The sequence below is a fragment of the Streptomyces sp. 2-1 genome (assembly GCF_048564895.1).
GTDB classification, from domain to species: Bacteria; Actinomycetota; Actinomycetes; order Streptomycetales; family Streptomycetaceae; genus Streptomyces; species Streptomyces phaeochromogenes.
Window position 1 is genome coordinate 6183869 of sequence record NZ_CP183383.1, and the last position, 26027, is coordinate 6209895.

Sequence of the window (26027 nt, forward strand, 5' to 3'; positions counted from 1 at the left end):
CGTACCGGCGGGCGGCGCCCGCCTCGGACCGACCCGACGGACGGGCCTCGGTCCAGCGCCTGCAATCATGGCAAATCCGGTACAAGAAGTTGGCTTGTTCGGTCATTTGGACGACTCCAATTCTCATACAGCGGTTCGGCATGGAGAAACGGGAAAACAGGGAGTCGTCGTGCAGCAGCACCCTTCACCTCTCGTCGGCAGACATGGCGAAGTCGAGGACGTGGCCGAGGCGTTACGCACCACCGGAGGCGCCATCGGAGGCAGCACCGGAGGAACCACGGCAGGCGCCACCGGACGCACCGCCGGTGCCGAGGCCCGGACCCTCCTCGTCACCGGCGGTGCCGGAACCGGCAAGACCGCCGTCGTGGAACAGGCGCGGCAGATCGTGGTCCAGGAGGGCGGCAGGGTCCTGCGGTTCGGCTGGGAATCCGGCGAGGACCCGGTGGGCGGTACCGCCGCTCTCACGGATGCCGTCTGCGGCGTACTCGCCAAGGTCCATGACGGCCGGCTCCCGGCGCGCATCGCCGCGGTGCGCCGGGTGCAGGCGCGGGCCACCGGCCCCGGCGGTGAGGTGGCCCTGCTGTCCACCCTGGGCGAGGTGCTGGCGGACGCGGCCCGTGAGGTCCCCTTCGCCCTGATCCTCGACAACGCCGAGCGGATGCCGGCCCGGACTGCCTCCGCGCTCGGCCTGTTGTTGCGTACGTTCCGGCCGGCGGGCGTGCCGGTGGTGATGGCCGGCCGGCCGATGAGCCCGGGGCACGTCACCGCCGCCCAACTGCCCGCCGCGGCCGACCGGGTGCTCGAACTGCCGCCGCTGTCGTCGGCCGAGGTCGGCGAGCTCGTCGTACGGCGGCTGGGCCGTCCCGTCGAGCCCGACCTGGTGACGGCGGTGCTGGCTGCGCTGGGTCCGCTGGCGGGCAGCCCGGCCGCCGTGCTCTCGGTGCTCGCCTCGCTGGAGGAACGCGGCGGCCTGCTCGAACTCGACGGCCAGGTGTGCCTGACCGTGCCGGAGGGCGGGCTGCGGCTGAGGGCGGACGCCGCGGAACTGGGCCGCCTCTGCTGGCCGGACGCGTCACCGGACGCCGGCACGGTCGCGGCGGCGGCCGTGCTCGCGGCTCTGGTCGACCGGGCCGAGGTACGGCTTGAGGACCTGCACCGCGCGCAGTCGCCGGACGGGCCGCTCGAAGCGGTCGGCCGTACGGTGGACAGGCTGGTCGCGGACCGGGTGGTGACGGTCGGCGAGGACGGCCGGATCACCTTCGCCGTTCCGGCGCTCGCGGCGGCGCTGCGGACGCTGCCCGCCCGCGCCGAGGTCCGGTCGCTGCACGCCGCGATCACCAGGCTGGTGACGGATCGGCTGGGCGCCACCGCGGCGGGGACCCGTCGGCCACGGCTGGCCGGCCATGTGGCGGCGGCCGGCGCGACGCTGGACGACACCCTCGCGGTGCCGCTGCTGTTGGCCGCGGCCGGCAGCAGTGTCAGGTTCAACCAGGCCTGGGCGGTGCGTAGTTACCACTCGGTGCTGCGTCATCTGCCGCCGCACGACCCCAGAACACCCGGCGTGCTCCACGAGTCCGCCGGTCTGAGTCTGGGGCACTCCGACCACATCGGCGTACTGGCGCTCGCCGAGCCGCTGCTCGCCTGCCTCGACGTGCCGCACCGCGACGATCGGGGGGACAGGGACGACCGGGGCGAGCGGGAGGGCCGGGGGGACCGGGACGGTCTGGAATGGGTTACCCGGGCGTGCGCCTTGTCGGCGCTGCACGAGCACCGGTCTCCGTACGCCGAGGACGCCGAGGACGCCGACCCTCGATACCGTGCGGCGCTCGAACGGGTGCCCGTCGGCAGGGAGTTGGCGGCACTCGGCGGACGGTACGGGATCGGTCCGAGCGTGCCGATGACATCCCGGCCGGGGTCCGCCGCGAAGGAGTCCAGTTCCAGTACTGGCCCCGGCTCCGGTTCAGGGTCGGTTCCGTCGGCCGCGGAAGTTCGGCTGGTGGCTGCCGCCGTAGGAAGCAGCGCCGAGTTCGAGCGGGCCAGGCAGGACATGCCGACGGACGCCCTCGGTGAGGCGGCCCTGGACCGGCTGCGGAACGCCGCCGCGTACGGTGATCTGGCGGGCGCTCTTGAGGCCGTGCTCGGTGAGCAGCGGTACGTCGCGGCGGGGGAGAGCACCGCCGTCCGGTACCACTCCATGGTGCGCGACTACCTGACGGGGGACTGGGACAGCGCCCTGTCGTGCGCCCGCCGGATCGAGACGCGGGGCAGGTCAGGCGGCGCGGCCGGTGTCGGACAGTCGGCCCGGGCGCTGGCGGCTGAGATCCAGCTGATGCGCGGGGAGTTGGGACGCGCGAGCGAGTGGCTGGACCTGATCCCGGACTCGGTCTGCCATCCGCTGGTGGCCCGTGCGCGGCTGGGCGTCCGGTACTGGTCGGGGCAGGTGGACGGGGCATCGGTGGAAGGGGCCCTGGAAGCGGCCCGGCACGACGTGCGGCGGGCGCGCGGGAGCGGACTGCTCGCGGGCCTCGACCGGGTGCTGCTGCGGATGCTGTCGATCACCGTGCGGGGCGACAGCCCGGAGGCGACGCGGCGGACGCTGGAGGAGTTGGAGGCGCTGTACGAGGAGGCCGCCTCGCCCATGACGTACGAGGCTGTGCTCGTCGCCCGCGGGATGGTGCACGGCGACGCGGACAGCGCGCTGGCCGCGTACCGGTTGGTGCGGCGGCGGGTCGACCTGCCGTTGAGCGTGGACTGTTGCCAGTGCCTGACCGAAGTCGGCGACGACCCCCAGTCGTGGCTGGACGAGGCGATGCGGAGCGGGCATGTGCTGGGCATGGGGCGGCCTGTCCGCAGCCTGCTCGGCGCTGCGGCGCGGCGGCGGAACGTGTCGATCCCCAGGCGCCGTGCGGCCCGGGCGGGGCTGAACGATCGCGAGGTGCGGCTGATCGGCATGGTGAGCGACGGGTCCACCAACCGGCAGATCGCCGCCCGGCTGGCGTGCAGCGAGAAGACCGTGGAGCAGCGGCTTTCGCGGCTGTTCCAGCGGACGGGCTGCCGTTCGCGGGTGGAGCTGGCCGCGGCCTGGCTGGACGGCAGCCTGGCGCGACAGGGCCTGGTGCCGGGCCACTAGCTCCCCTGCGCGCCTTCGAAGCCCGGCCTCGGTTCCTCCGGGTGACGCCTCTGTTCCTCGGGTGCTCGGCCGCCCAGGAACATGGTGTCGAACGCCCCCACCCCGTGATAGCTGAGCTGAATCGTCGGGCTCTCGTCATAGGGACGGCGTGCCCAGTCGACTCTGGGGTCCCTGCGATCCCTGCGTTCCCTGGGGTCCCGTCGGGCGTTGGGCGGGAGCGGTGCGTGCCGTGGTGTCGTCAGCTGGGGCGTTGGCGGTCGTGGTGTTGCCGGTCGTGGTGTTGTCGGCCGGGCGGACTCGAAGGCCGCCCAGGCCTCGACGGCATGGGCCGGTGTGTTGTCCGCCGGTTCTCCGAAGGTGGATCCGCCGACCCCGGGCGGAAGTTGGGACGGGTACGGATGCGGGTACGGCTGCGGATACGGATGCGGGGTGTGGGCCGGGACCGGGGGTGCTCCGGGACCATACGTCTCCTGCCGGCGCTGTTCGTCCTGCTGGCGGAGCTCGTGCGGGCCGCGGACGTCGTTCTCCCGGGGCGCGGGCTTTCCGCCGCTGTCGCTCGTCACCACCACCGTGACGCCGATGATGATCAGCAGGAGCCCGGGGACGGTCGCGGCGGCGACGCCCTGGTCCATCAGCGACCACGCCATGAGCGCGGCCACCGGGGTCTCCAGCAGGAGAAGGACGCTCATCGTCGTCGCCGATGTCCTGCCGAGGACGAAGTTCAGCGCGCCGAGCCCCAGCAGCTGCGGGAGGATGAGCAGCCCGAGCAGGGACAGTTGTGTGGTCCTGTCGAAACCGGTGAGCGAGATGTCGAACAGCCAGCAGGCGGCGAGGAGTTCGAGTCCGCAGACCAGTGAGGTGACCGTCGAGTACAGGGGTGTGCTGACGTCCGCCCGCGACTTCTCGCTGAGGGCGGCGTATCCGGCCTGGGCGACGGCCCCGGCGAGGGCGAGCAGGTCGCCCAGCAGTGCCGTACGGCTGCCGGACTGGATGTCCACACCGGCGGCAGCGGCGGCTCCGACCACGGCGAGCGTCAGCCCCGCCCATGTCCTGCGGGATGCCCGGACGCCCTGACCCGCGGCGATGAGGGCCTGCCAGACGGGCTGGGTGGCGACGAGCGCGGTGGACATGGCGACCGAGGTCAGCTGCGTACTCGTCATGAAGGCCGCGAAATGGAGGGCGAGTGCCGTGGCCGCGAGGAAGCCGAAGACCATGGGGCGCCACTGCTCGCGGCGCAGCAGCCCGCGTTCGCCGCGTACGACGCGCACCACCTCGCGGCGGCGCAGGATCAGCAGGAACGGCCCGAGGGTGGCGAAGCCCAGGGCGTTGCGCCAGAACGCCATGGCGAGCGGCGACGCGGTGGCTGCGGCGGTGAGCGGGGCGGTGGCGGATATGGAAACCACGGCGACCGCCATCGCGGCAATGGAAAGCGGATCGATTCTGGTTTTCACTCGCGGAACTGACTCCGATTCGAGCATGGGGGTCGCGGAACGGACGGCGCTCGTCATGGGGAAGCCATCGGTCCGCCTCTTGGAGCTACGGACTGTAGGGGACGGTCGGCGCGGCGCCCGCCTTGTTCAAATGCCGCTCAAATACCGCTCAAATGCCGCTGAATGGACGCTCAATGGCCGCTTCATGGGCGGCGGAAATGGCTGCCCGGGGCGGTTGTCCGGCCGGAACAGCGGCGGTTCTCCGAGGGGCCGTAATGCCGGTCGCGGCGATGTTTGCGCTGCTCAGGCACTTGTTGCTCGGAGACGGACGGCCGGGGTCGCCGACTCGTCACCAGTGAGGGGAACTGCCGTCGCCGGAGCGGGAATTCAGAGATCGCCCCGGTTCATGCCCCGCACTCGCCGCGATCTGAATTCGGCCCGTCTGTGCAGTGCGCAGCGGACTGGCGGGCAAAGGACATTGCGCGCGGACGTGTTCGGCGGCGATGGTCATCTCCGTAGGCGATTGACCGCCGAGGCCGCCGCTTTGAGCGATGCCCAGGTCGCGTTGGCGTCGATGCCGACACCCCACCGCGCGGCGGACGGAGGGATCGGACATCGCGTAGGACTCCTGGTGTCGGACCGGGGTCGGACCGGAATGCCGGTCGCGCGGCGGGCCGCCGGATGGCGCGATACCGCGATATCGCGCGCGACCCGTCGGGCAATCCTGAAGAGATGCCGTGGCCGCGAGCTGTGGTGCGGGTCCTTCGTTGCCTTCCGATACAGGGCCCTCTGCCTACGTGTGCCGGTCGGCCCTGCCTACGTGTGCCGGTCGTGGAGCTGACGAGGTGTGCCGCCCCTCCCTGGAGGCCCCGGCCGCCCGCACCCGCCGGGGACGTACTGCGCACGCCGGCCGCCGCCGAGGTCGCCGTGTTCACGGCACTCGACGGCGGCTGGGCGGCCGTGCGGTCGGCCGACGGTGAACCGGTGATCCCCGGTCTTCACCTCGCCCGGAGGGGCCGGGACCGGGACCGGGTCACCCGCTGACCTGGTGGTCCTCCCGTGTGCGCAGGCCCGCCGCCTCCGCGATGACGCGGGCCGTGCGCAGGCCCTCGCGGTGGGCGGATCCGGAGTGTGCGGGACGGCAGCGGCCCAGTTCGGAGGCGTACTCGGCCATGACCGCGCCCGAGTGGTCCGTGGTGAGCACCGTGAGCGGCGCCGGACGGCCGCAGGCGGCCAGGACCGCCTGGAACTCCTTGGCGTTGGCGAAGTCGCAGACCCGGTCCGCCGTGCCGTGCACCAGATGGATGGGCAGCGGCGGGGCGGCGGCGCAGACGGCCATCGGGGAGGGCAGGCCCAGCAGCGGCTCGGGCTGGTTGTAGCGGGCGGCGATGCCGACCACGGCGGCCGGGCGCCAGCCCTCCGGCGGGTCGGGGCGCAGGGCCGTGGCCATCGCGGCCCGGCCGCCGAGCGACCAGCCGACGAGGACGACCTTCGCCGGGTCACGTACGAAGTCCCGGGTGAAGCGGAGGGACGCTTCGAGGTGGGGGCGTCCGCCGTCCGCGGCGTCCGGGTGCCAGTCGGGGACTATGACGGTGGCGCCGAGGCGCGCCACCTCCGCGGCCAGGGCGCCCAGGACGTCCCGCTCGGCCGGGCCGCGCCCGTGCCAGAGCAGAACCGTCGGGGCGTCCGCGGCGGCGGCACGATGGATGTCGAGGAGCTGACCGTCGGAGGAGTAACGGACGGTGTCCATGACTGCGGTGCTCATGGGGTTCCCCTTGTCTCAGCGGCCCGCGACCCGGTCGGCGATACGCGCGATCCGGGACGACTGTGCGGCATGGGTGGTGAGTTCGCGGCGGTCGGCGGCTCGATACGTCGCGTACATGCCGTGTACCCCGAGCCAGCGGAAAGGCTCCGGTTCCCACTTGCGGACCTTGTGTTCGACCCAGGGAAGGGTGGTGAGGTCGGTCGCCCCGGATTGGCCGGAATCCCGCTGGATCAGGTCCCGGAGGGTGCGTGCGGCGAGGTTGGCCGTGGCGACGCCCGAGCCCACATAGCCGCCGGCCCAGCCGAGGCCCGTCGAGCGGTCGAGGGTGACCGTGGCGCACCAGTCGCGCGGGACACCGAGGACGCCCGACCAGGCGTGGGCCACGGCGACGTCGGACAGTTGCGGAAAGAAACGCACCAGGACCTCGCGCAGCGCGCGGACCGTCGATGCCTGCGTACGGCCGTCGTTGTCCGTGCGTGAGCCGAAGCGGTACGGGACCCCGCGGCCACCCAGCGCGATGCGGTCGTCGGCGGTGCGCTGCGCGTACATGTACGCGTGCGCCATGTCACCGAGGGTCTCGCGGCCCTCCCAGCCGACCGACTCCCACTGCTCGGAGGTGAGGGGCTCGGTGGCGATCATCGAGGAGTTCATGGGGAGCCAGGTCCGCCGCTGGCCCTTCAGGGAGGCCGTGAAGCCCTCCGTGCAGCGCAGGACGTAGGGGGCGCGGACCGTGCCGTACGGCGTGACGGCGTGCTTGGGTCTGATCTCGGTGACCGGCGTCGACTCGTGGATCGTGACGCCGAGCGCCTCGACGGCCGCGGCCAGCCCCTTGAGCAGCTTGACGGGGTGCAGGCGGGCGCCGTGCGGGGTCCATGTGGAGCCGACGGCGTCCGCGACCTTGATCCGCTCGGCGGTCTCGCGCGCGCCGTACAGCTCGCGGTCCTTCTCCCCGTACGAGAGCTCCGTCTCGTGGAAAGCCTTCAGGCGGGCCAGCTGGGCCGGGGTGTAGGCGACCTCGAGTACGCCGCCCCGGTGCACGTCCGCGTCGATGTGCTCTTCCTCGGTGACCCGCACGACCTCGGCGACCGTGGCGTTCATGGCCTCCTGGAGGCGTACGGCGGCCTCGTGGCCGTGCAGGCGCGCGTACCGGTCGCGGCCCGCGATGCCGTTGTAGAGCCAGCCGCCGTTGCGGCCGGACGCCCCGTAGCCGCAGAACCGCTGCTCCAGGACCGTGATCCGCAGGAAGGGCGCGGCCTTCTTCAGGTAGTACGCGGTCCACAAACCCGTGTAGCCACCACCTACGATCACCACATCGGCACTCGCGTCCCCGGGGAGGGGCTCACGGGGCGCCGGGAGTCCGTCCTGCGCGTACCAGAACGATATGCCGCCGTTGACTACGGTGCGGGGCCCGTCGGCGGTGCGGGGCGCGTGCGCCGCGCGTGCCGTGTCGGTCGCGCGGTCCGCGTTCTCCGTGCTGCTCATGCGCGGGACGTTAGCTTCTCCGGGTGGCGGGTGTCTCCTTCGGATTCCATGGTTACGTGAGGTGATGGTCATGGTTCGGTATGCGCGGCTGCTGGAGCGGGGCGAGGAGTTCCTGGAGCGGTGGGGGCTGCGGCAGGAGGGGACGCCCATGAGCGGGCAGGTCTCGGTCGTGCTGCCGGTGGTGCGCGAGGACGGCACGCGAGCTGCGCTGAAGCTCCAGGACGTGGACGACGAGACCGTCGGCGAGGGCCTCGCGCTGCGGACCTGGGGCGGCGACGGGGTCGTACGGCTGCTGGAGGACGACGCGGAGACGGGCACGCTGCTGCTCGAACGCCTCGACGAGGGACGGCCGTTGGCCGCCGTGACGGATGTGATGGAAGCCACCCGGATCCTCGCGGAACTGCTGGCCCGGCTCACGGCCGTGCCGGCACCGGAGGAGCTGCGGACGCTCGACGGCGTCGTCGCGGGGATGTTCGAGCGGTTGCCTGCCGTCCTCAAGTCCCTTGAGGGGAACGGTGGGGCCGAGAGCGACCGGCGGCTGCTGGAGGACTGCGCGGCGGCCGTGCGGGAGGTCGCGAGCGAGCCTGGGGACCGGCTGCTGCACTGGGATCTGCACTTCGAGAACGTCCTCGCCGCCGAGCGCGAACCGTGGCTCGTCATCGATCCGAAGCCGTTGGCGGGGGACCCGGGGTTCGAGCTGTTGCCCGCGCTGTGGAACCGGTGTGAGGAGGGGCAGTTGGCGCGGCGCTTCGATCTGCTGACGGAGACGCTGGGCCTTGACCGGGAGCGGGCCCGGGCCTGGACGCTCGGGCGGGTGCTGCAGAACTCGTTGTGGCAGGTGGAGGAGGGGGAGGGGCTGGACGACGAGCAGGTCGCCATTGCTCGGGGGTTGCTTGGGCGTTGAGGGGGCGACCTCGGCCGACCGCTCGGGAAATGCTTTTTGGGTGGCGGCAGCGCCGTCGTAGCCTGCCCGCATGATTCGTACCGCGACTCCCGCAGATGTGCCCGTGATCCACTCCCTGGTCCGTGAACTGGCCGAGTACGAGAAGGCGTTGGATGAGGCCAGGGCCACCGAGGAGCAGCTGCGCGAGGCGCTCTTCGGGGAGCTGCCGGCCGCGTTCGCGCACATCGCGGAGTCGGCGGACGGCGAGCCGGTCGGGTTCGCGCTGTGGTTCCTCAACTTCTCGACGTGGCGCGGCGTGCATGGCATCTACCTGGAGGACCTGTACGTACGGCCGCAGGCGCGGGGCGGTGGCCACGGGAAGGCGCTGCTCGGGGAGCTGGCACGGATCTGTGTCGAGCGGGGGTACGAGCGGCTGGAATGGTCCGTGCTCAACTGGAACAAGCCGTCCATCGACTTCTACGAGGCGTTGGGGGCCCGGCCGCAGGACGAGTGGACGGTGTATCGGCTGACGGACGGGGCGCTTGCGGAGTTGGGGCGGGGCGGCGGGGGCTGAGCGTCGGGGGTTGGGGCGCGGGTCGGAGGGGGTGGAGGTCGGGAGCGGCTTACGGCTCCAGGACCACCTTGCCGATCGTGGCGCGGGTTTCCAGGGCCCGGTGCGCGGCTGCCGCCTGTGAGAGCGGGAAGCGTTGGACGGCCGGGGTGAGGCGGCCCTCGGCGGCCTCGGACAGGGCTCGGAGTTCCAGGGTGCGGATGGGGTTGGGGCCGCCCGTCCTCTGCATCATCACGGGGCCCAGGACCGATTCGGATACTCCCTCGACCAGGTACGGGGTGCCGTCGTGCAGGCCCGCGCCCGACCAGCCGAAGACCAGGTGTTTGGCGTTGGAAGCTGTCAGTAGGGCTACCGATTTGCGGGCCGTGTCGCCGCCCACGCCGTCGAAGACGATCGTGGCCCTGCGGTCGCCGAGGAAGTGCCTCACCTGGTCCGGCCAGTTCGGGTCCTTGTAGTCGACGGCCAGGTCCGCGCCGTTCTTCTCGACCCGTGCCACCTTCTCGGGGCCTCCCGCCAGGCCGATCACGGTGGCGCCCGCGTGCTTCGCGTACTGCACGAGGAGCGTGCCGATGCCGCCAGCCGCGGCGGGGACGACGGCCACGGAGTCCGGGGCCAGGTCGGCGAACTGGACGATCCCCATCGTCGTACGGCCCGTGCCGATCATCGCCACGGCCTCTGCGAAGTCCAGGTTCGCGGGGATCTCGTGGACGCGGTCCACGTCCGTGACGGCCAGTTCGGCGTAGCCGCCCGGGTTGAAGCCCAGGTGGGCCACCACGCGCTTGCCCAGCCAGAGGGCCGCGACGCTCTCGCCGAGGGACTCGACCGTGCCGGCCACCTCGCGGCCGGGGATCGTGGGGAGTGCGGGCAGCTCCGGGAGCGGGCCCTTGATGCCCGCCCGGATCGCCGTGTCCAGGAGGTGTACGCCCGCGGCGGCGACCTGGATACGGACCTGGCCGGGGGCGGGGCGGGGGGCGTCCGTTCGCTCGTACGTGAGGTTCTCGGCCGGGCCGAAGGTGTGGAGGCGGATGGCTTGCATGGGGATCCTTGGGTGGGGAGGAGAGGGGAGGGGCTCTGGGGGTGGGGCTCGGTGCGGCTTGGGGGTGCGTTGCCATCAGCTTTCAACCTCAAGCGTGCTTCAGGTCAAGACTCGACCTGGTGTGGTTGCCCAGCGCCAGCGACACCGCTGCCAGCGCGCTGTTGAACGACACCTCGGAGAGCACGCCCGGCGCCGCTACCTGGTCGCCCGCCAGGTAGACGTCGTTTCCCCGGTCGATGCGGGGGCGGTCGCGCCAGCTCGTACCGGGCAGGTCCACCGCGCCGGTGCGGCCGTTCGCGAGCGCCTCGCGGCGGTACGTCACTCGGTCGCGCCAGGCCGGAAAGGCGAGGTCGAGGAGTTCCTCGGCGCGGGCGATGCCGTTCGCGCGGGACTCGTGCGGGGCGATCGGGATCTGGCCCTGGAGGAGTTGTTCGCCGGCCGGGGCGAGCGTGCGGTCCTGGGCCGTGAACCGCTCGATCCAGCCCGGTGCGTCGAGGTCGGAGACGGCGAACGCGTCGCCCCTGCGGGTACGGACCGCCAGGTCGATCAGGGCCGTCCGGCCGCTCGTCCACGTCAGGGAGCTGTCCCTGAGGAGGGTGCGGGCCGCGTCCAGGGAGGTGGCGACGATGACCGGGCCGTGCTCGGTGGGGAGTTCGCTGACGCGGGCCAGGGTTTCCACTCGTACGCCGAGGTTCCAGGCGCGGGCCGCCATCCTGTCGATCACGCTCGCCCAGCCGCCGCGGGGGTAGTGCGCCTCGGGGGGCAGCTTCGTGGCTCGGCGAAGGCGTTCCTGTACGAACGCGGCGGAGAGGGCGCCCGGGTCGTGGTGGAAGAGGGCGACGGCGGAGTAGTGGGCCGCCGCGGTCGCCCCTTCCTCGCCGGCGATGTCCGTGGCCCAGGTCCTGAAATCCTGGTCCACGGGGGCCTGTTGGGCTGTGCGGCGGAGGAGTTTGAGCATCGCGAACGGTGGGGTGCGGCGGAGTGTGCCCTTGTGGCGGAGGCGTAGGCGGGCGGCCTCCAGGGGTGGGAGCGGGGCGAGTTCGCCGATCAGGTTGCGTTGGCTGAGCCAGGTCCAGTGGGGGCCGCCCTTGTAGAGGGCGTGGGGGCCCTCGTTCGTCCTGTACGGGCCCTCGGTGGTGCGGGCTCGGCCGCCGAGGGTGTGGTGGGCTTCGTACACGGTGACCTTGGCGCCTGCCTCTGCGGCGGTGATGGCCGCGGTGAGGCCGGCGAAGCCGCCGCCGACGACTGTGATGCGGTGCATGGGCTTGGGTCTCCTCTGGTCCGGGGCTGTGTTCCGGGTGCCTGGGTTCGTTGGGCGGTTCCTCTTCTTTTTCTTCTTCTCTATGACTCTTCGGAGGGTTCGGAATGTGACATCGGGGGTGTTTTGGCTGGTCAGGGGGATTGTCGGTGGGTGGGGGCAGGATGGGGGGATGGTGAGGAACGTGGCGAAGGCGGGAGCGGGCGCGGGCGCGAAGGCGGCAGCGAAGGCGGGGGTCAAGGGGGCTCGGCGGCCCGAGGTGCGGTTGCCGCCGCTTGAGCCCTTTGGGGGTGGGGGGCTGGAGCCGGACGGGGACTATGACGGGCTGCGGTTCAGTGACGTCGACTTCGTGGGGCAGGACGGTGGGGGTGCGCGGTTCATGGACTGTGCGCTGGTGGGGTGTGCGGTGGATGAGACCCGGCTGCGGGGGGCACGGGTGCTGGACTCCGTGCTGAGCGGGATTCGGGGGGTGGGTACGGATCTTGGGTCTTCGACCTTTCGGGATGTGGAGGTTGTTGATGCTCGGCTGGGTGGGGTCCAGTTGCACGGGGCCGTGCTGGAGCGGGTCGTTGTGCGTGGGGGGAAGATCGACTACCTGAATCTGCGGGAGGCCCGGCTTCGGGATGTCGTGTTCGAGGGGTGTGTGCTCGTCGAGCCGGACTTCGGGCGTGCTCGGCTGGAGCGGGTGGAGTTCGTGGACTGCGTGCTGAAGGGGGCGGACCTCAGTGGGGCGACGCTCGTGGACGTCGATCTGCGGCGGGCTGCCGAGCTTGGGTTCGCGCGGGGGGTCGACCGGTTGGCGGGGGCCGTGATCAGTCCGGCTCAGCTGATGGATCTGGCGGGGGTGTTCGCGGCGGAGCTGGGGGTTCGGGTGGTGGGGGTGGAGGTTTGAGTGTGTGTGCCGGTGGAGGTCGGGAGCGGGTCGCGGGCCGTGCCGGTACGTCGAGTCCGCCGCGTTCCGGGTATACGGCCGTGGGATTGACGTTCGCCCCCTGACGGAGGAGCCCTATGCGGCGAACTTCGACGCACCGACACGACCCGCTCACGTGCGTCCCCGTCCCCGATTCCGTCCCCGATTTCGTCTCCGGGGGCGGATGGGGAGGGCTTGTGTTGTGGTCCGGTCGGCGGCTTTTGTTTTGGATTTGGGTTCGGGTGTCGGTGGGCACGTTTTGGGCATGGGTGCACACCCTCAGCCCGTCCGGCGTTTGAGGACGAGGCCGTTCAGGCCGACGAGGGGGGTCTGGGGGCGCAGCCCCCAGGGGAGGCACGCTGAGTCAGGGCAACCTGGGGAAGCGGGCCTCAAGACTCCAGATCGCCGGGTTTTCGCGGAGCGCCTCGTGGAGGTCGGTCAGGTCCGCCAGGAGGTCGTGGAGGAAGTCGCGGGCCTCGCGGCGGAGTTCGGCGTGGGAGAAGGTGAGCGGGGGCTCGTCGCCGGGCATCCAGTCGGACTCGATGTCGACCCAGCCGAAGCGGCGCTCGAAGAGCATGCGGTCGGTGGACTCGGTGAAGTCGAGTTCGGCGCGCTGGGGGCGGGAGGCGCGGCTGCCGAGGGGGTCCTTGTCGAGCTGCTCGACGATGTCGCACAGGGCCCACGCGAAGTCGAGTACGGGCACCCATCCCCAGCCTGTGGACAGCTCGCGGTCCGCCTTCGTGTCGGCGAGGTAGACGTCCCCGCAGAAGAGGTCGTGGCGGAGGGCGTGGACGTCCGCGCGGCGGTAGTCGGTCTGCGGGGGGTCCGGGAACCGGGCGGAGAGGGCGTAGCCGATGTCGAGCACGTGGGTGATGGTGTCACGTCGTCTTAGGATCACCGTCGTGCCCCGATCTGTGCCCGTTGGTCCAGCGACCGTCGCCGTTCTGCTCGTGCTCGCCCTCGTCGGCTGTGACGGAGGGGTGCGGGGGACCGCGGGTGCGTCCGGGGTGCGGGATCCGTACTTCCCGAAGGCGGGGAACGGCGGCTACGACGTCACCCACTACGGGCTGACCCTCGACTACGACCCCAAGGCGCGGCGGTTGGTGGGGACGGCGGAGATCACCGCTCGGGCCGAGCAGGACCTCAGTGCGTTCGACCTCGATCTCAAGGGGATGAAGGTCGAGTCGGTGGAGGTGGCGGGTGAGGCCGCGCGCTTCAACCGCAGCGGGGGGCAGGAGTTGGTCGTCCGGCCGCGTGATGATCTCCATGAGGGGGTCGCGTTCACCACGGTTGTCCGTTACTCCGGTTCGCCGCAGACGATCACCGATCCGGACGGTTCGGAGGAGGGCTGGCTGCGGACGGAGGACGGGGCCCTCGGGCTGGGGGAGCCGACCGGGTCGATGGCCTGGTTCCCCGGCAATCACCACCCGAGCGACAAGGCCACGTACGACATCACGGTCACCGTGCCCGAGGGGGTGAAAGCCGTGTCGAACGGGGAGTTGCGGAGTGAGGTGACCAAGCGGGGGCGGACCACGTTCGTCTGGCACGTGGGGGAGCCGATGGCTTCGTACGTGGCGACGGTCGCCGTGGGGGAGTACGAGGTGCGGCGGTCGAAGGGGCCGCACGGGCTGCCGGTGTACGTGGCCGTGGATCCCGGTCAGGCCAAGGAGAGCCGTGAGGTGCTCGGCCGGATTCCCGAGGTCATGAAGTGGGCCGAGCTGAATTTCGGGGCGTATCCCTTCTCGTCGGTGGGGGCCATCGTCGAGCGGGAGGACGACGCCGGGTATGCGCTGGAGACGCAGAACCGGCCCGTGTTCCCCGGCGCCCCGAGTGTCGAGCTGCTCGTCCATGAGCTGGCCCACCAGTGGTACGGCAACTCCGTCACCCCGAAGACCTGGCGGGACATGTGGCTCAACGAGGGCTTCGCCACGTACGCCGAGTGGCTGTGGGCGGAGGACCACGGCGGTGACTCGGTCCAGGACGTTTTCGATGCGCTGTATGAGGGCGACTACTTCGACAGCAAGGAAGACAACGACGCCGTCTGGGACTTCCCGCCCGCGAAGCCGACGGGTGCGGATCGCATCTCCGACAGTCCCGTGTACGAGCGGGGCGGGATGGTTCTGCACAAGATCCGGCAGGCGGTCGGTGACGACAGGTTCTACGACATCGTCCAGGGGTGGGCCGCCACCCGTCGGCATGGCAACGCCGACACGGACGACTTCACGGCGTACGTGGAGAAGAAGGCGCCGGACACGGACTTCTCCCGGATCTGGGCGGACTGGCTTTACGGCGACGGCAAGCCGGGCAAGCCCTGAGAGTCGAGCTCGGGTCAGCTTTTTGCTGTGTTCGTGCGTGTTGTCTGGAACAGGCCGAAGAGTGTCTGGACCGCGCCGATGACCATCATGACCATCCCGGCCTTGCCCAGGGAGACGAACGAGATCTCCACTCCGTCGGCGAACAGTTTCAGGGCCAGGCCGGCCAGGAGGGTCGCGGACCCTTCGGCCAGGTTCTTGGTGGCAGGACTCACTGGTGGCTCCCTTCCCGAGGACGCTCCGATGCACCGGTTGCCTGGGCGCAGGCCCGGAGTGGATGCGTCTCATCGTAGGAACGCCTAGGTCAGCGGGTCGTCGGCCGTGTGGACGAGCTGCCGCTACATCGTTCGAGGGAGTCGGGGGGCACGGGAGTTCGCTGGGCGCTAGCGGAGGATTTTGCGCAGTACCGCGCAGGGGCGGCCCAGTTGGCGGTCCTTGCGGTGGCCGATGGTTTCGTAGCCGATGGTCGTCCAGAAGGCGAGGGCCGCGGGGTTGTTGTCGAGGGCGGCCAGGCGTACGGCGTCCCGGCCCGCCTCGCGGAAGCGGTCCTCGATGTGGGTCGCCAGTTGTCGGCCGTATCCCTTGCCCTGTTCTTCCGCGGCCACCAGGAGCAGGCCGATCCACGGGTCGGGGTCCGTCGGGTCGGGGTGGTGGGCGAGGGTGATCGCCACTGCCGTGAGCTGTCCGGCGCTGCGGGCCAGTAAGACGTCCACGTCCGGGTTCGTCAGGTCGTCGGCGAGTGCTGCCGCCACCTGTTCCGGGCGGATGTCGTGCGGGTCCGGGAAGTCGCCGCTCAGGGCGTAGAACTCGTGGTTCGACGCGTAGAGCGCGGTGAGTTCGGTGAGGAGCGGGCCGGGGAGGTCGTGGTCCGGCGTGAGGGCGAGGGGTTCGATGATCACCCCGGGCAGGTTAGCCGGGTGAGGGTGTGTGGGGGAGTGTGCGGACGCGGGGGAGCCCCCGGTCCGGGTGTGCCGGATCGGGGGCTCCTCCGCTGGGGTTCGGGCGGGGTTCGGCTGTCAGACGTTGACGCCGAAGTCCTGGGCGATGCCCGTCAGGCCGGACGCGTAGCCCTGGCCGACCGCGCGGAACTTCCACTCCGCGCCGTTGCGGTACAGCTCGCCGAAGACCATGGCCGTCTCCGTGGCCGCGTCCTCCGAGAGGTCGTAGCGGGCGATCTCGGTGCCGCCGGCCTGGTTGACGATGCGGATGTACGCGTTGCGGACCTGGCCGAAGTTCTGCGAGCGGGTCTCCGCGTCGTAGATCGAGACCGGGAAGACGATCTTGTCGACGTCGGCCGGGAGGCCGGCCAGGTTGACGTTGATCGCCTCGTCGTCGCCGGCGCCCTCACCCGTGCGGTTGTCGCCGGTGTGGACGATCGTCTGGTCCGGGGTCTGCTTGTTGTTGAAGAAGACGAAGTGGCCGTCCGAGTAGACCTTGCCCGCGGGGTTGACCGCGATGGCCGAGGCGTCCAGGTCGAAGTCGGTACCCGTGGTGCTGCGGACGTCCCAGCCGAGGCCCACGGTGACGGCGGTCAGGCCCGGAGCCTCCTTGGTGAGCGAGACGTTGCCACCCTTGGACAGGCTTACAGCCATTGTTGGGAGTCCTTCCCTCGTTTGACGTACGTACGGGTCGTGCGGTCCTGCGATTGTGCGGTCCTGCGGTCCTGCGCGTCGGGCTTCGTACGGGACGAAGCTACCGGCACCCCTAAGAACGCCGAAGGGGGTCCCCAGGGTTCCGCACCTCTTTACTTTCTTTACCTAGCCTCCCGGAGGGGTGTGGCGACGCGCCGAAAAACGGGTGACGTGGACCGGACAGACAAGGGACCATGGGGGCATGTCCGGTCCCTACGTCATCCGTGGCTCCGTCTCGCTGCCCGAGGCCGAGCTCATGTGGCGTTTCTCGCGGTCCTCCGGGCCGGGCGGGCAGCACGTCAACACCTCCGACTCCCAGGTGGAGCTGCGCTTCGACCTGGCGAAGACGGAGGCGCTGCCGCCGGTGTGGAAGGAGCGCGCCCTCGCCAAGCTGGCCGGGCGGCTCGTCGACGGCGTCGTCAGCGTGCGTTCCTCCGAGCACCGCTCCCAGTGGCGCAACCGCGAGACCGCGGCCGTCCGGCTCGCCTCGCTGCTCGCCGAGGCCACCGCCCCGCCGCCCAGGGCCCGCCGCGCCACCCGGATCCCCCGCGGGATCAACGAGCGCCGGCTCCGTGAGAAGAAGCAGCGCGGAGACATGAAGCGCGGGCGCTCCGGGCGCGACTGGACCTAGGTCCGCCCGCCTGCCGGGTGGGCCTGAGGGCCGCCCGCCGAGCTCAACTGCCGCGTCCTTTGTCACATTCGCCTTGCGCGGTCCGTCTACTCGTCGACGGACCGCGCAAGAGTGCGGAACAGCAGTGGCGGAGGAGATGCGGCGCATGAGTGGAGACGAATTCCTGACGCCGGAAGAAAAGGCTGAAGGAAAGTCAGGAGTCGGGCCGCGAGGCGAAAGCAACGGGCCTGAGAGCGACGGCTCGAACAGCCGCCGGAACGGCCTCGGTAGTGCGGGCGGTACCGAAATTCTCGCCCTGCGGTTCGAAACGCACCGGGCCCGTCTGCGGGCCGTCGCCTACCGCATGCTCGGTTCGCTCGCCGAGGCCGACGACGCCGTTCAGGAGGCCTGGCTCAGGCTCAGCCGGTCGGACGCCGGTGAGATCGTGAACCTGGGCGGCTGGCTCACGACCGCCGTCGGCCGGATCTGTCTCGACATGCTGCGCTCCCGCCGGACGCGCCGCGAGGAGCCGCTGGACGAGCAGCCGGGCGGGCAACCGGGCGTACGGATGCCGGAGCCCGTCCTCGCGCCCGTCAGCGGGGCCGACCCCGAGCAGCAGGCGCTGCTCGCCGACTCGGTGGGCCTCGCCCTGCTCGTCGTACTGGAGACCCTGAGTCCGGCCGAGCGGCTCGCCTTCGTGCTGCACGATCTGTTCGCCGTGCCCTTCGACGAGGTCGCGACCGTGGTGGGGCGTTCGCCCGCCGCGGCCCGTCAGCTCGCCAGCCGGGCGCGGCGTCGGGTGCAGGGCGGCGCGCCCGCGCCCGACGGCGATCCCGACCGGCAGCGGGAGGTCGTGGACGCGTTCCTGGCCGCCGCGCGTGACGGTGACTTCGACGGTCTCGTCGCGGTGCTCGACCCGGATGTGGTGGCACGGTCCGGGGCCGGGGTGACGACCGGCGCGGCGGCCGTGGCGTCCGGCGCGATCACGTTCGGGCGGCTCGCCGCGGTGGGGCGGCACGCCCTCGTCAACGGGGCCGTCGGCGTCGTGGGCGTCATGGAGGGGCGCCTGGTCAGCGTGCTGTCCTTCACAGTCGTACACGGCCGGATCGCGGTGATCGACATCGTCCGGGAGCCGGAACGGCTGGCCGGGCTCGACGTCACCTTCCTGGATGCGTGAGGCCTACCCCAACTGCCGGTACCCGCCCCGGAAGTACGTCAGCGGCCCGCCCTGCGTGTTCGGTGCCGAGGACGTCAGGACGCGGCCGATGACCAGCGTGTGGTCCCCGGCCGTCACCCGCTGTTCGGTACGGCACTCCAGGGTCGCCAGGGCGCCGCCGATCAGCGGGGCCCCGGACACCTCACCGCGTACCCACAGGAGATCCTCGAAGAGGAGACGGTCGGAGATACGGCCCTTCATGGCGAAGCGGCCCGCGATCTGGCGCTGGCTCTCGGCGAGGACGGAGACGGCCCACAGGGGCTGTTCGTCGAGCAGGTCGTCCATGCGGGAGCCCTCGCGCAGGCCGACCATGACGAGGGGCGGGTCCAGGGACACGGACATGAAGGAGGTCGCCGTCATGCCGACGTCCTCGCCGCTCGGCCCCTCCGGGTCCGGCTGCGGCTCGTGCGCGGTCACCAGGACCACACCTGCGGCCAGCCGGGACATGGCGGCGCGGAACTCGTCATTGCTCACCCCCTCAGCATGCACGGACGGGGCGGAAGGAGCGGCAGAGGGAGTGTTCAGCACGGGAAGACGCTATTCTCCGGCGTCCGTGCGACACATCGGGCCATGGGCCGAACCGGGTCCTAGGACCGAGGAAGGAGTGTGACTTGTGCCTCCTATCAGGCGCGCGCACATCTCCCACCAATTTGCGTTCAGTAAACGCACCGCGAAAACACAGAAACTCTACTCAATTGTTCATCTTCACCTGTGACTTGAGTCACAGGTGCCATATTTTGTTGACCCTGTGTACCGAGTGGGCAGCGCGCTGTGATTCAGTGGCGGGGACGCTGCGAGCAGTAGGCGATCAGTGGGACCGGCCGGTGAGCGGCCGGTGAGTGACCAGTAGGCGATCAGCGGTCGATCAGTAGTCGATCAACAGTCGATCAGTAGGCGATGAGTACCGACGAGAAGCCTGGATAACTCTGGAGTTGCTGTCGAGCGTCTCGGGGAGAGCGAGCATGGAGACCGAGTCGGAGCCGTACGTCCGTCTTGCGACCCTGCGGCAGCTGCATCAGGTGATGGCGGACATGAACACGGCCCGCAGCCTGGCCGACACGCTGCAGACCGTCGCCGACGGCGTCGTGACCGGCCTCGGCTACGAACTCGCCTGCGTCAACCTCGTACAGCCGGACGGTGACCTCGTGGTCGCCGCGCTCGCCGGGAACTCCGCCGCCGAGGCGCTCATCACCGGACGCGTAGGCTCCCGCACCTCCTGGGAGCGCCGGCTCACCATGGGCGAGGCGTGGGGCGATCTGCGCTTCATACCGCACACGGAGGGCTGGGTCCTCGACGAGGACGACGTCCCGCAGTGGTACACCGACGGGCCCGCACCACGCTTCGAGGACGAGTGGCACCCCGCCGACCGCCTCTTCGCGCCCATGTACACCCCGGGAGTCCCCGGCGGCTCCTGCGGCGAGCTGATCGGCGTCCTGTCCGTGGACCGGCCGCGCAACGGCCGGCACCCCGGCGCCTGGGGCCGCGAGGCCCTGCAGATGTACGCGTTCCAGGCCGCCATCGCCATCAGCAACGCGCGTCTACGAGCCAATATGCAGCGCGCGCTCGTCCGCCTGGAGCGGGAGCAACAGGCACTGCGCGCCAGCGAGGAGAGCTTCCGGCAGGCCTTCGAGTACGCCCCGTCCGGCATGGCCATCGCCGAGATGGGCGGCGACCAGCACGGCCGGATCCTGCGCACGAACGACGCCCTGTGCCGCCTTCTGGGCCGTCCCGCCTCCTCGATGCGCCGCTACTCCTTCTCCGACCTCGTCCACCCCGAGGACATCGGCACCCTACTGCGGACCTCCGCCGAGGGCGGGCGCGCCGAGCTCAGACTCTGTCGCCGCGACGGCACGTACCTCTGGGTGTCGCTGCGCAACAGCGTGGTCGCGGACGCCACCGACGGGCCGCGGTTCCTGCTCACCCACGTCGAGGACATCGAGGACCGCAAGCGCCGCGAGCTGCAGCTCGCCCACCGGGCCTCGCACGACTCGCTCACCGGCCTGCCCAACTCCGCCGAGCTGCGCTCCCGGCTCGGCGCCCGGCTGTGCGCGCGGCCCGCGGCGATCGAGCCCGGCGTGGTCGACACCATCGACGCCGCGTACGGGTACGGGCCGGCCGAGCACACCGCGGTCGGCGTGTACGACGCGAACGGACACGGCTTCGACTACCGGCCGGGCCCCGAGGCGTTCGACGCCTACGACCACCATGTGCACACGGTCGCCCCGGAGGGCGAGCGGGACGACGGGACGAAGGGGCTCGCGGTCCTCTTCTGCGACCTGGACGGCTTCAAGTCGATCAACGACCGCTTCGGGCACAACGCCGGCGACGCGGTGCTGATCGAGGTGGCTCGGCGGCTCGGCGGCGCGGTGCGCGACGGGGACACGGTCGCGCGGCTCGGCGGCGACGAGTTCGTGGTGCTCGCCGACGGCCTCGGCCGCGCCGACGCGCAGGACCTCGCGGTACGCCTGCGGAACGAGATCATCCAGCCCATCAGGGTCGACGGCCGGGCCATGCGGGTCGGTGCCAGCTTCGGTATCGGGTGGGCACACTGCGGCATGACGGCGGACGAAGTCCTGCAGTCCGCCGACGAGCGGATGTACATAGAGAAACGGTCTCGTCCCAAAGCGCACAGGCGTGCGGGCTGATCCCCAGGTCAGCGATGCGATGCGAGCTGAGTCACCCGTTTGGGGCAGCGGGAGCGGGTAGGCTCGCCTTTCGATCCCCCGTACCGCATCTGTACCGCACCCGCTAGGAGACCTAGGGATGACGCCCGGCAACAACGGCGCGAGCACGCCCGAGGACGACGACCCGTTCGGCTATCTGTACGCCGACGGGCAGGCCGCCGGAGCCCAGCCGCCGAGCGGCGGGGGTGGCTACGGCTACCCCGGCTCGGTCAACAGGGTGCGGCCGGTCGGCGAGCGCCAGTACGGCCAGTCCGCCGCGCCGACCGCCCCCACCGCGCAGTACGGGCAGGTGCCCCAGCAGCAGGGGACGTACGGCCAGCCGAACGGGAACCACTCGGGGCCCGAGGCCTTCACCGGCGGTGAGCCCACCACGTACCAGCCGATGCCCGACCACGGCCACGGCCGTGGTGGCGGTGGCGGTCGGGGCCGCGGTCCCAACACCAAGGGTCTGCTGATCGGTGCCGTCGCCGTCGTGGCGGCCGTCGTGATCGGCATCGGCATCGCGATGCTCGGTGGCGACGACTCGGACGGCGACAAGGGCGGCGAGGCGGCGGGCTCGACCCCGTCGTCCGCCGACAGCGCCGAGCCGAGCAAGGAGGCGTCGAAGCCGGCCGCGGAACCGGCGGACCTGCCGGAGATCGACGCGAAGGCCCTGAAGCTGGGCCCCGGCGTGACGACCGCCTCGGACATCAAGGGAGCCGGGGCCGCGGGCGGTATCTACGTGGCGGGCTTCAACCAGGTCGGCGCTTCGGTCACCTGGAACATGAACGACATCCCCAAGAGCGGCAAGTACACGCTGTTCGTCAACTACGGCGTGCCCGGCAAGGACGCCGACGCCACGCTCACGATCAACGGCAAGGCGCAGACCCGCCCGCTCAACCTGGCGAACTTCTCCAAGGCCGCCGAGGGTGACTACGAGAAGGGCTGGACGGAGACGTGGGCCAACATCCAGCTGAACAAGGGCACCAACGTCATCGGGCTTTCCTGTGAGACGGGAAACAAGTGCGATGTCAATCTGGATCAGCTGCGGCTCGAGAGCGGCTGGAAGTAGGGGCCGAAGCGCGGTGCTCCGCCCGGTCACGGGCGAAGCACCGTCGATGCACTCCAGGAGCGGCCCTCGATATGAGGGCTCGCGGCACTACTGCGCGTAGACCGCGATCGAGTTGACGTCACCGGGGTTGTCCGCGTAGGTGTGCGGCTTCAGTGTGGCCAGCTTGGTGCCCTGCTGGCAGCCAGTGGTGGCGTGCCAGAGTTCCACACGGTAGTTCGTCTGGTTCGAGACGGACCGGTTGATCCGGTTGAGGGCGTAGCAGCCGGGTGTCAGAGAGTTGACCTTCCTCTCACCGGTCCTGTTCTTCCCCGACCATCCGCACGCATACCCTTGCGGGCAGGTGTTCGGATCGGCCGCCGCGGCCGGCGTGGCGAGCGAGCCGCCCAGCAGCAGTCCGGCCACAGCCGTCATCGTCAGACCAGCCCTGATCATGCCCATGACATAGTTCCTTTTTCTTGATCGACAGACTTTCGAATGCTAACCCAGGGCCTGCAGTTGCGCGCGTGAATAAAGTGACGTGAGATCAGACGCGCGGCATGGCCGGGCACTTGGCGGAAGAAGCCTGAAGCGACGAAGTCTTCGAGCTGTTCACCGCGTCTCGACCTGACGCTGGAAAAGGTCCACGGTGACGAGATCCAGCAGTTCCTCGTACGCCGACCGGTCGAACTCCCCCGCCACCGGCGCCAGCACACTCGCCGCGGACAGGGCCACCGCACGGGCCAGCCGCTCCGGCCAGGGCAGCCGTTCCACCAGCCCCGACAGCAGCCCCGCCACCACGGAGTCACCCGCACCCGTGGGATTGCCGTGCACGGCCCGCGGCGGAGCGGCATGCCAGTCCCCGTCCGGCGTACGGGCCAGCAGCCCCTCCGCGCCCAGCGACGCCACGACCGAGTGCGCCCCGCGTCGGCGGGCGTCCCGGGTGGCCTGCGAGGGGTCGTGCGAGCCGGTCAGCTCGGCCAGTTCGTCCGCGTTCGGCTTCACGATGTCGGGCCGTGCGGCGATTCCCCTCCGCAACGGCTCCCCGCTCGTGTCGAGCAGCACCGGAACCGCCAACGCCCGAGCGGTGCGCACGAGTTGGGCATACGCCCCGACCGGCACCCCGGGAGGCAGACTGCCGCACAGGGCCACCGCCGAGGCGGAGCGCAGCAGGACCTCGTACGCCTCCTGGAAGGCGGACCACTCGGCCGGGGTGATCGAGGGGCCCGGCTCGTTGAGTTGAGTCGTGTCACCGGTCGCCGTGTCGGCCACCGCGATCGTGCGACGGGTCGCGCCCGCCACCGGGACCAGCGCGTCCACGACGCCCGCTGTGTGCGTGAGCTGCTCCTGGACGGCCCGCCCGGTCGCACCGCCGACGAAGCCCGTCACGGTGACCTCGTGACCGAGGGCGGCGAGCACCCGGGCCACGTTCAGGCCCTTTCCGCCCGGCCGCTCGATCACCTCGGTGACGCGGTGCGAGGTGTGCGGTCGCAGCCCCCGTACGCGATAGGTGATGTCGAGAGCGGTGTTCAGCGTGACCGTGAGGATCACCTGGTCCGGCCTCCCTCGAAGAGATTCGTCAAGTGGACGCGTGGAACGCGCTTGCCGGTTGGTCCGGAGGCCCGATCATGTCAAAGGGAACGGCGGTCGGCCCAGTCCTGAGGGCCAACCGCCGTACGGCAACACGAGTGTGAATCACCCCAGTTGGGGATCCACCACCCATTCGCCCCGGCGCATCACGCCCTTGAGCTCGAAGTCGGCGTCCAGCACCACCAGGTCCGCGTCCTTGCCCGGCTCCAGCGAGCCCACCCGGTCGTACAGGCCCAGTGACCTGGCCGGATTGGCCGCGATGGCCGAGACGACGTCCTCGATCGGCAGCCGGTCCACGGTCACCGCCCGCTTGAAGGCCCGGTCCAGCGTGAGCGTGGAGCCCGCGATCGAACCGCCCTCCACGAGCCGCGCCACACCCTCGCTGACCTCGACCTCCAGCGGACCGAGCATGTACCGCCCGTCGCCGAAGCCCGCCGCGTCCATCGCGTCCGTGATGAACGCCACTCGCCCGCCGCCCGCGTGATGGAACGCCAGCTGCAGGGAGGCCGGGTGGAGATGGACACCGTCGTTGATCAGCTCGACCGTGATCCGCTCGTCCTCCAGGAGGGCGGCGATCGGACCGGGGGAGCGGTGCCCGAGCGTGGGCATCGCGTTGAAGAGGTGCGTCGCCACGGTCGCGCCCGCGTCGATGGCCTCCACCGTCTGCTCGTACGTGGCGTCCGTGTGGCCGATCGCCGCGATGACGCCGTGCTCGGCGAGGAGGCGTACGGAGTCGATGCCGCCCGGCAGTTCGGTGGCGAGCGTGACCATGCTGGCCCGGCCGCGGGCCGCGTCGATCAGCTTGCGGACCTCCGCCGGGTCCGGGTCGCGCAGCAGTTCCTCGGAGTGGGCGCCCTTGCGGCACGGGGAGATGAACGGGCCCTCGAAGTGGATGCCCGCGAGGTCGCCCTGCTCGGCCAGCTCGGAGAGGAGCCCGGCGCGGTGGGCGAGGCCGTCCATGTCGTCGGTGACGGTGGAGGCGACGAGGGTCGTCGTGCCGTGCAGCCGGTGGGTGTGGATGCCCTTGAGGATCTCCTCGACCGTGCCCGAGGTGAAGGAGGCTCCGCCGCCGCCGTGGTTGTGCATGTCGACGAACCCCGGGACCACCCAGTGGTTTCGCAGGTCCACCGTGGGGGCGCCCACGGGAGCGCTCCCGGCGATCCGTGTGCCCTCGACGATGACGCGGCCGCCGGGCACCGTCCCGGTGGGGAGTACGACGTTGGCGCCCGAGAGGACCACTACGTGCGGGTCGGTCGGGGTTGGTCGCGCAGTTCCCCGCGCCCCTGAAGGGGCGCTGTCGTGCACCCCGGCCAGAGAAGTGCGCTCAGTGGTCATCAGGTGGTTACCTCCGAAGCGGGGTTGGAAGGGGAAGGGGTGCCCAGCAGGTCCCAGGCCAGGAGGCCCGCGCCCAGGCAGCCGGCCGTGTCCCCCAGTGCGGCGGGGACGATGGACGGGAGTTTCTGGAAGGTGACGCGTCGTTCGACCGCGGCTCGTAGCGGTGTGAACAAGGTTTCCCCGGCCTCGGCGAGACCGCCACCGATGATCAGGGTGCGCGGGTCCAGCAGGGTGAGCGCGGTGACGAGCCCGTCGGCCAGCGCGTCCACGGCCTCCTGCCAGACCACCAGGGCCCGGGGGTCCCCGGCCTCGACGGCCTTCGCGCAGTCCGCCGCGTCCGCCTCCCGGTCGCCGGACGCCTCGGCCCAGGCCTCGCTGACCGCCGCGGCGGACGCGAACCGCTCCAGACAGCCGCGCTGGCCGCACGGGCAGGGGGTGCCGCCGGGGCGTACGACGATGTGGCCGATCTCGCCCGCGAAGCCGTGCGCGCCGGCCTCCACGCGGCCGTCGATGCCGATCGCGCCCGCGATGCCGGTGCCGAGCGGCACGAACAGGAAGCGGTCGGCGCCCTGGCCCGCGCCGATCCGGCCCTCCGCGAGTCCGCCGGTGCGCACGTCGTGGCCGAGGGCGACCGGGATGCCGTCCAGCCGTTCGCTGAGCAGAGCCCGCAGGGGTACGTCGCGCCAGCCGAGGTTGGCCGAGTACGCGGCGATGCCCCGGTCGGCGTCCACGATGCCTGGCACGGCGACCCCGACGGCCGCCGCGGGCTCGCCGAAGTGGCGCTCGCCGTGCGCGCGCAGATCGGCGGCGAAGTCGAGGATCGACTCGACGACGGCGTCCGGACCGTGCTCCCGGCCCGTGGCGCGACGGGCCCGGTGAAGCACGGGGGGAGTCCCCCCGGAGGGCGCGGCGTCGACCGCCCCCACGAGGGCGGCCTTCATCCCGGTGCCGCCCACGTCGAGGGCGATGACATGTCTCACGCGTACAGTGTCGCCCCTTACCCCGTGAGAGGTCTAGTCCACTCACGTGGTGTAGACCTTAGAGCGAAATTGCGAATCGAAAGCATGAGATCGCACGTGTGAACCAGCCGTGCGGGACGACAAGGGTGGGGCGACAGCGGTGCAGCGGCGAGTGACAGGTCTGATCGCGGTGGTGTC

24 protein-coding genes are annotated in these 26027 nt (G+C 71.1%); 10 read left to right on the top strand and 14 right to left on the bottom strand.

Going from position 1 to position 26027, the window contains the following annotated elements; translation table 11 throughout:
- Positions 1–169 precede the first annotated feature (169 nt).
- The gene (locus ACN20J_RS27455) at positions 170–3130 is read left to right on the top strand and encodes an AAA family ATPase (RefSeq protein WP_419667018.1); all 2961 of its coding nucleotides are present in this window, start codon (positions 170–172) and stop codon (positions 3128–3130) included.
- Here the strand turns inward: ACN20J_RS27455 and ACN20J_RS27460 are convergent.
- The gene (locus ACN20J_RS27460) at positions 3127–4545 is read right to left on the bottom strand and encodes a DMT family transporter (protein ID WP_419667019.1); all 1419 of its coding nucleotides are present in this window, start codon (positions 4543–4545) and stop codon (positions 3127–3129) included. The genes ACN20J_RS27455 and ACN20J_RS27460 overlap by 4 nt on opposite strands.
- 846 nt (positions 4546–5391) lie before the next feature.
- Here ACN20J_RS27460 and ACN20J_RS27465 point away from each other — a divergent pair.
- A complete protein-coding gene (locus ACN20J_RS27465) occupies positions 5392–5604 on the top strand; it encodes a hypothetical protein (RefSeq protein ID WP_190228919.1) in 213 nt (70 codons plus the stop codon).
- Here the strand turns inward: ACN20J_RS27465 and ACN20J_RS27470 are convergent.
- Both ACN20J_RS27470 and ACN20J_RS27475 read right to left on the bottom strand, forming a co-directional pair.
- A complete protein-coding gene (locus ACN20J_RS27470) occupies positions 5594–6325 on the bottom strand; it encodes an alpha/beta hydrolase (protein WP_190228920.1) in 732 nt (243 codons plus the stop codon). The two genes, ACN20J_RS27465 and ACN20J_RS27470, sit on opposite strands and share 11 nt — an antisense overlap.
- A gap of 15 nt (positions 6326–6340) precedes the next feature.
- Complete coding sequence (locus tag ACN20J_RS27475; RefSeq protein ID WP_190228921.1) at positions 6341–7807, bottom strand: NAD(P)/FAD-dependent oxidoreductase; 1467 nt, start codon at positions 7805–7807, stop codon at positions 6341–6343.
- 70 nt (positions 7808–7877) lie between these two features.
- Between ACN20J_RS27475 and ACN20J_RS27480 the strand changes: the two genes are divergently transcribed.
- Both ACN20J_RS27480 and ACN20J_RS27485 read left to right on the top strand, forming a co-directional pair.
- Entirely contained in the window at positions 7878–8711 is an 834-nt protein-coding gene (locus tag ACN20J_RS27480) for an aminoglycoside phosphotransferase family protein (RefSeq protein ID WP_419667020.1), read from the top strand.
- 70 nt (positions 8712–8781) lie between these two features.
- The gene (locus ACN20J_RS27485) at positions 8782–9264 is read left to right on the top strand and encodes a GNAT family N-acetyltransferase (RefSeq protein WP_190228923.1); all 483 of its coding nucleotides are present in this window, start codon (positions 8782–8784) and stop codon (positions 9262–9264) included.
- A 49-nt stretch (positions 9265–9313) separates the two neighbouring features.
- On the opposite strand, the gene ACN20J_RS27490 is transcribed toward ACN20J_RS27485, so the two are convergent.
- Together ACN20J_RS27490 and ACN20J_RS27495 are read right to left on the bottom strand one after the other, a co-directional pair.
- Entirely contained in the window at positions 9314–10297 is a 984-nt protein-coding gene (locus tag ACN20J_RS27490; protein WP_190228924.1) for a zinc-binding dehydrogenase, read from the bottom strand.
- A gap of 88 nt (positions 10298–10385) precedes the next feature.
- Positions 10386–11558, bottom strand: a complete 1173-nt coding sequence (locus ACN20J_RS27495; protein ID WP_190228925.1) for an FAD-dependent oxidoreductase — start codon at positions 11556–11558, stop codon at positions 10386–10388.
- A gap of 169 nt (positions 11559–11727) precedes the next feature.
- Here ACN20J_RS27495 and ACN20J_RS27500 point away from each other — a divergent pair, with 169 nt between their 5' ends.
- A complete protein-coding gene (locus tag ACN20J_RS27500; RefSeq protein WP_372505593.1) occupies positions 11728–12447 on the top strand; it encodes a pentapeptide repeat-containing protein in 720 nt (239 codons plus the stop codon).
- A 382-nt stretch (positions 12448–12829) separates the two neighbouring features.
- On the opposite strand, the gene ACN20J_RS27505 is transcribed toward ACN20J_RS27500, so the two are convergent.
- Complete coding sequence (locus ACN20J_RS27505; protein ID WP_143639596.1) at positions 12830–13330, bottom strand: hypothetical protein; 501 nt, start codon at positions 13328–13330, stop codon at positions 12830–12832.
- A 37-nt stretch (positions 13331–13367) separates the two neighbouring features.
- Between ACN20J_RS27505 and ACN20J_RS27510 the strand changes: the two genes are divergently transcribed.
- On the top strand, positions 13368–14780 hold the full coding sequence (locus ACN20J_RS27510) for a M1 family metallopeptidase (protein WP_246575144.1): 1413 nt from the start codon (positions 13368–13370) through the stop codon (positions 14778–14780).
- A gap of 14 nt (positions 14781–14794) precedes the next feature.
- Here the strand turns inward: ACN20J_RS27510 and ACN20J_RS27515 are convergent, their stop codons facing one another.
- The 3 genes from ACN20J_RS27515 to ACN20J_RS27525 form a co-directional block, all read right to left on the bottom strand.
- Positions 14795–14992, bottom strand: coding sequence for a DUF5708 family protein (locus tag ACN20J_RS27515; RefSeq protein WP_190228927.1), 198 nt, complete (start codon positions 14990–14992; stop codon positions 14795–14797).
- Positions 14993–15160: 168 nt separating this feature from the next.
- Positions 15161–15676, bottom strand: coding sequence for a GNAT family N-acetyltransferase (locus ACN20J_RS27520; protein ID WP_190228928.1), 516 nt, complete (start codon positions 15674–15676; stop codon positions 15161–15163).
- A 117-nt stretch (positions 15677–15793) separates the two neighbouring features.
- Complete coding sequence (locus tag ACN20J_RS27525) at positions 15794–16369, bottom strand: TerD family protein (RefSeq protein WP_189836814.1); 576 nt, start codon at positions 16367–16369, stop codon at positions 15794–15796.
- Between the two features lie 241 nt (positions 16370–16610).
- On the opposite strand from ACN20J_RS27525, the gene arfB reads away from it, so the two are divergent.
- Positions 16611–17039: an alternative ribosome rescue aminoacyl-tRNA hydrolase ArfB gene (gene arfB / locus ACN20J_RS27530; protein WP_055617568.1), complete on the top strand. Its 429-nt coding sequence runs from the start codon at positions 16611–16613 to the stop codon at positions 17037–17039.
- A 145-nt stretch (positions 17040–17184) separates the two neighbouring features.
- A complete protein-coding gene (locus tag ACN20J_RS27535; protein ID WP_419667021.1) occupies positions 17185–18195 on the top strand; it encodes a sigma-70 family RNA polymerase sigma factor in 1011 nt (336 codons plus the stop codon).
- 3 nt (positions 18196–18198) lie between these two features.
- Here ACN20J_RS27535 and ACN20J_RS27540 read toward each other — a convergent pair whose 3' ends face one another.
- Positions 18199–18762 (bottom strand): flavin reductase family protein, encoded by a 564-nt coding sequence (locus ACN20J_RS27540; RefSeq protein WP_189836816.1) that lies wholly within the window; start codon positions 18760–18762, stop codon positions 18199–18201.
- 434 nt (positions 18763–19196) lie between these two features.
- Between ACN20J_RS27540 and cdgB the strand changes: the two genes are divergently transcribed.
- The gene (gene cdgB, locus ACN20J_RS27545; protein WP_189836817.1) at positions 19197–20879 is read left to right on the top strand and encodes a diguanylate cyclase CdgB; all 1683 of its coding nucleotides are present in this window, start codon (positions 19197–19199) and stop codon (positions 20877–20879) included.
- Between the two features lie 118 nt (positions 20880–20997).
- Positions 20998–21969 (top strand): carbohydrate-binding protein, encoded by a 972-nt coding sequence (locus tag ACN20J_RS27550; RefSeq protein ID WP_189836818.1) that lies wholly within the window; start codon positions 20998–21000, stop codon positions 21967–21969.
- A gap of 87 nt (positions 21970–22056) precedes the next feature.
- Here ACN20J_RS27550 and ACN20J_RS27555 read toward each other — a convergent pair whose 3' ends face one another.
- From ACN20J_RS27555 to ACN20J_RS27570, 4 genes are all read right to left on the bottom strand, one after another.
- Entirely contained in the window at positions 22057–22407 is a 351-nt protein-coding gene (locus ACN20J_RS27555; protein ID WP_189836819.1) for a peptidase inhibitor family I36 protein, read from the bottom strand.
- A 150-nt stretch (positions 22408–22557) separates the two neighbouring features.
- Positions 22558–23496 carry a 1-phosphofructokinase family hexose kinase gene (locus tag ACN20J_RS27560; RefSeq protein ID WP_189836820.1) on the bottom strand — a complete coding sequence of 313 codons (939 nt, stop codon included), beginning with the start codon at positions 23494–23496 and terminating at the stop codon, positions 22558–22560.
- Positions 23497–23640: 144 nt separating this feature from the next.
- Entirely contained in the window at positions 23641–24870 is a 1230-nt protein-coding gene (gene nagA, locus ACN20J_RS27565) for an N-acetylglucosamine-6-phosphate deacetylase (protein ID WP_189836821.1), read from the bottom strand.
- Positions 24870–25850, bottom strand: coding sequence for an ROK family protein (locus ACN20J_RS27570; protein ID WP_419667022.1), 981 nt, complete (start codon positions 25848–25850; stop codon positions 24870–24872). Before ACN20J_RS27570 ends, nagA begins: the two co-directional genes overlap by 1 nt.
- Between the last annotated feature and the right edge of the window lie 177 nt (positions 25851–26027).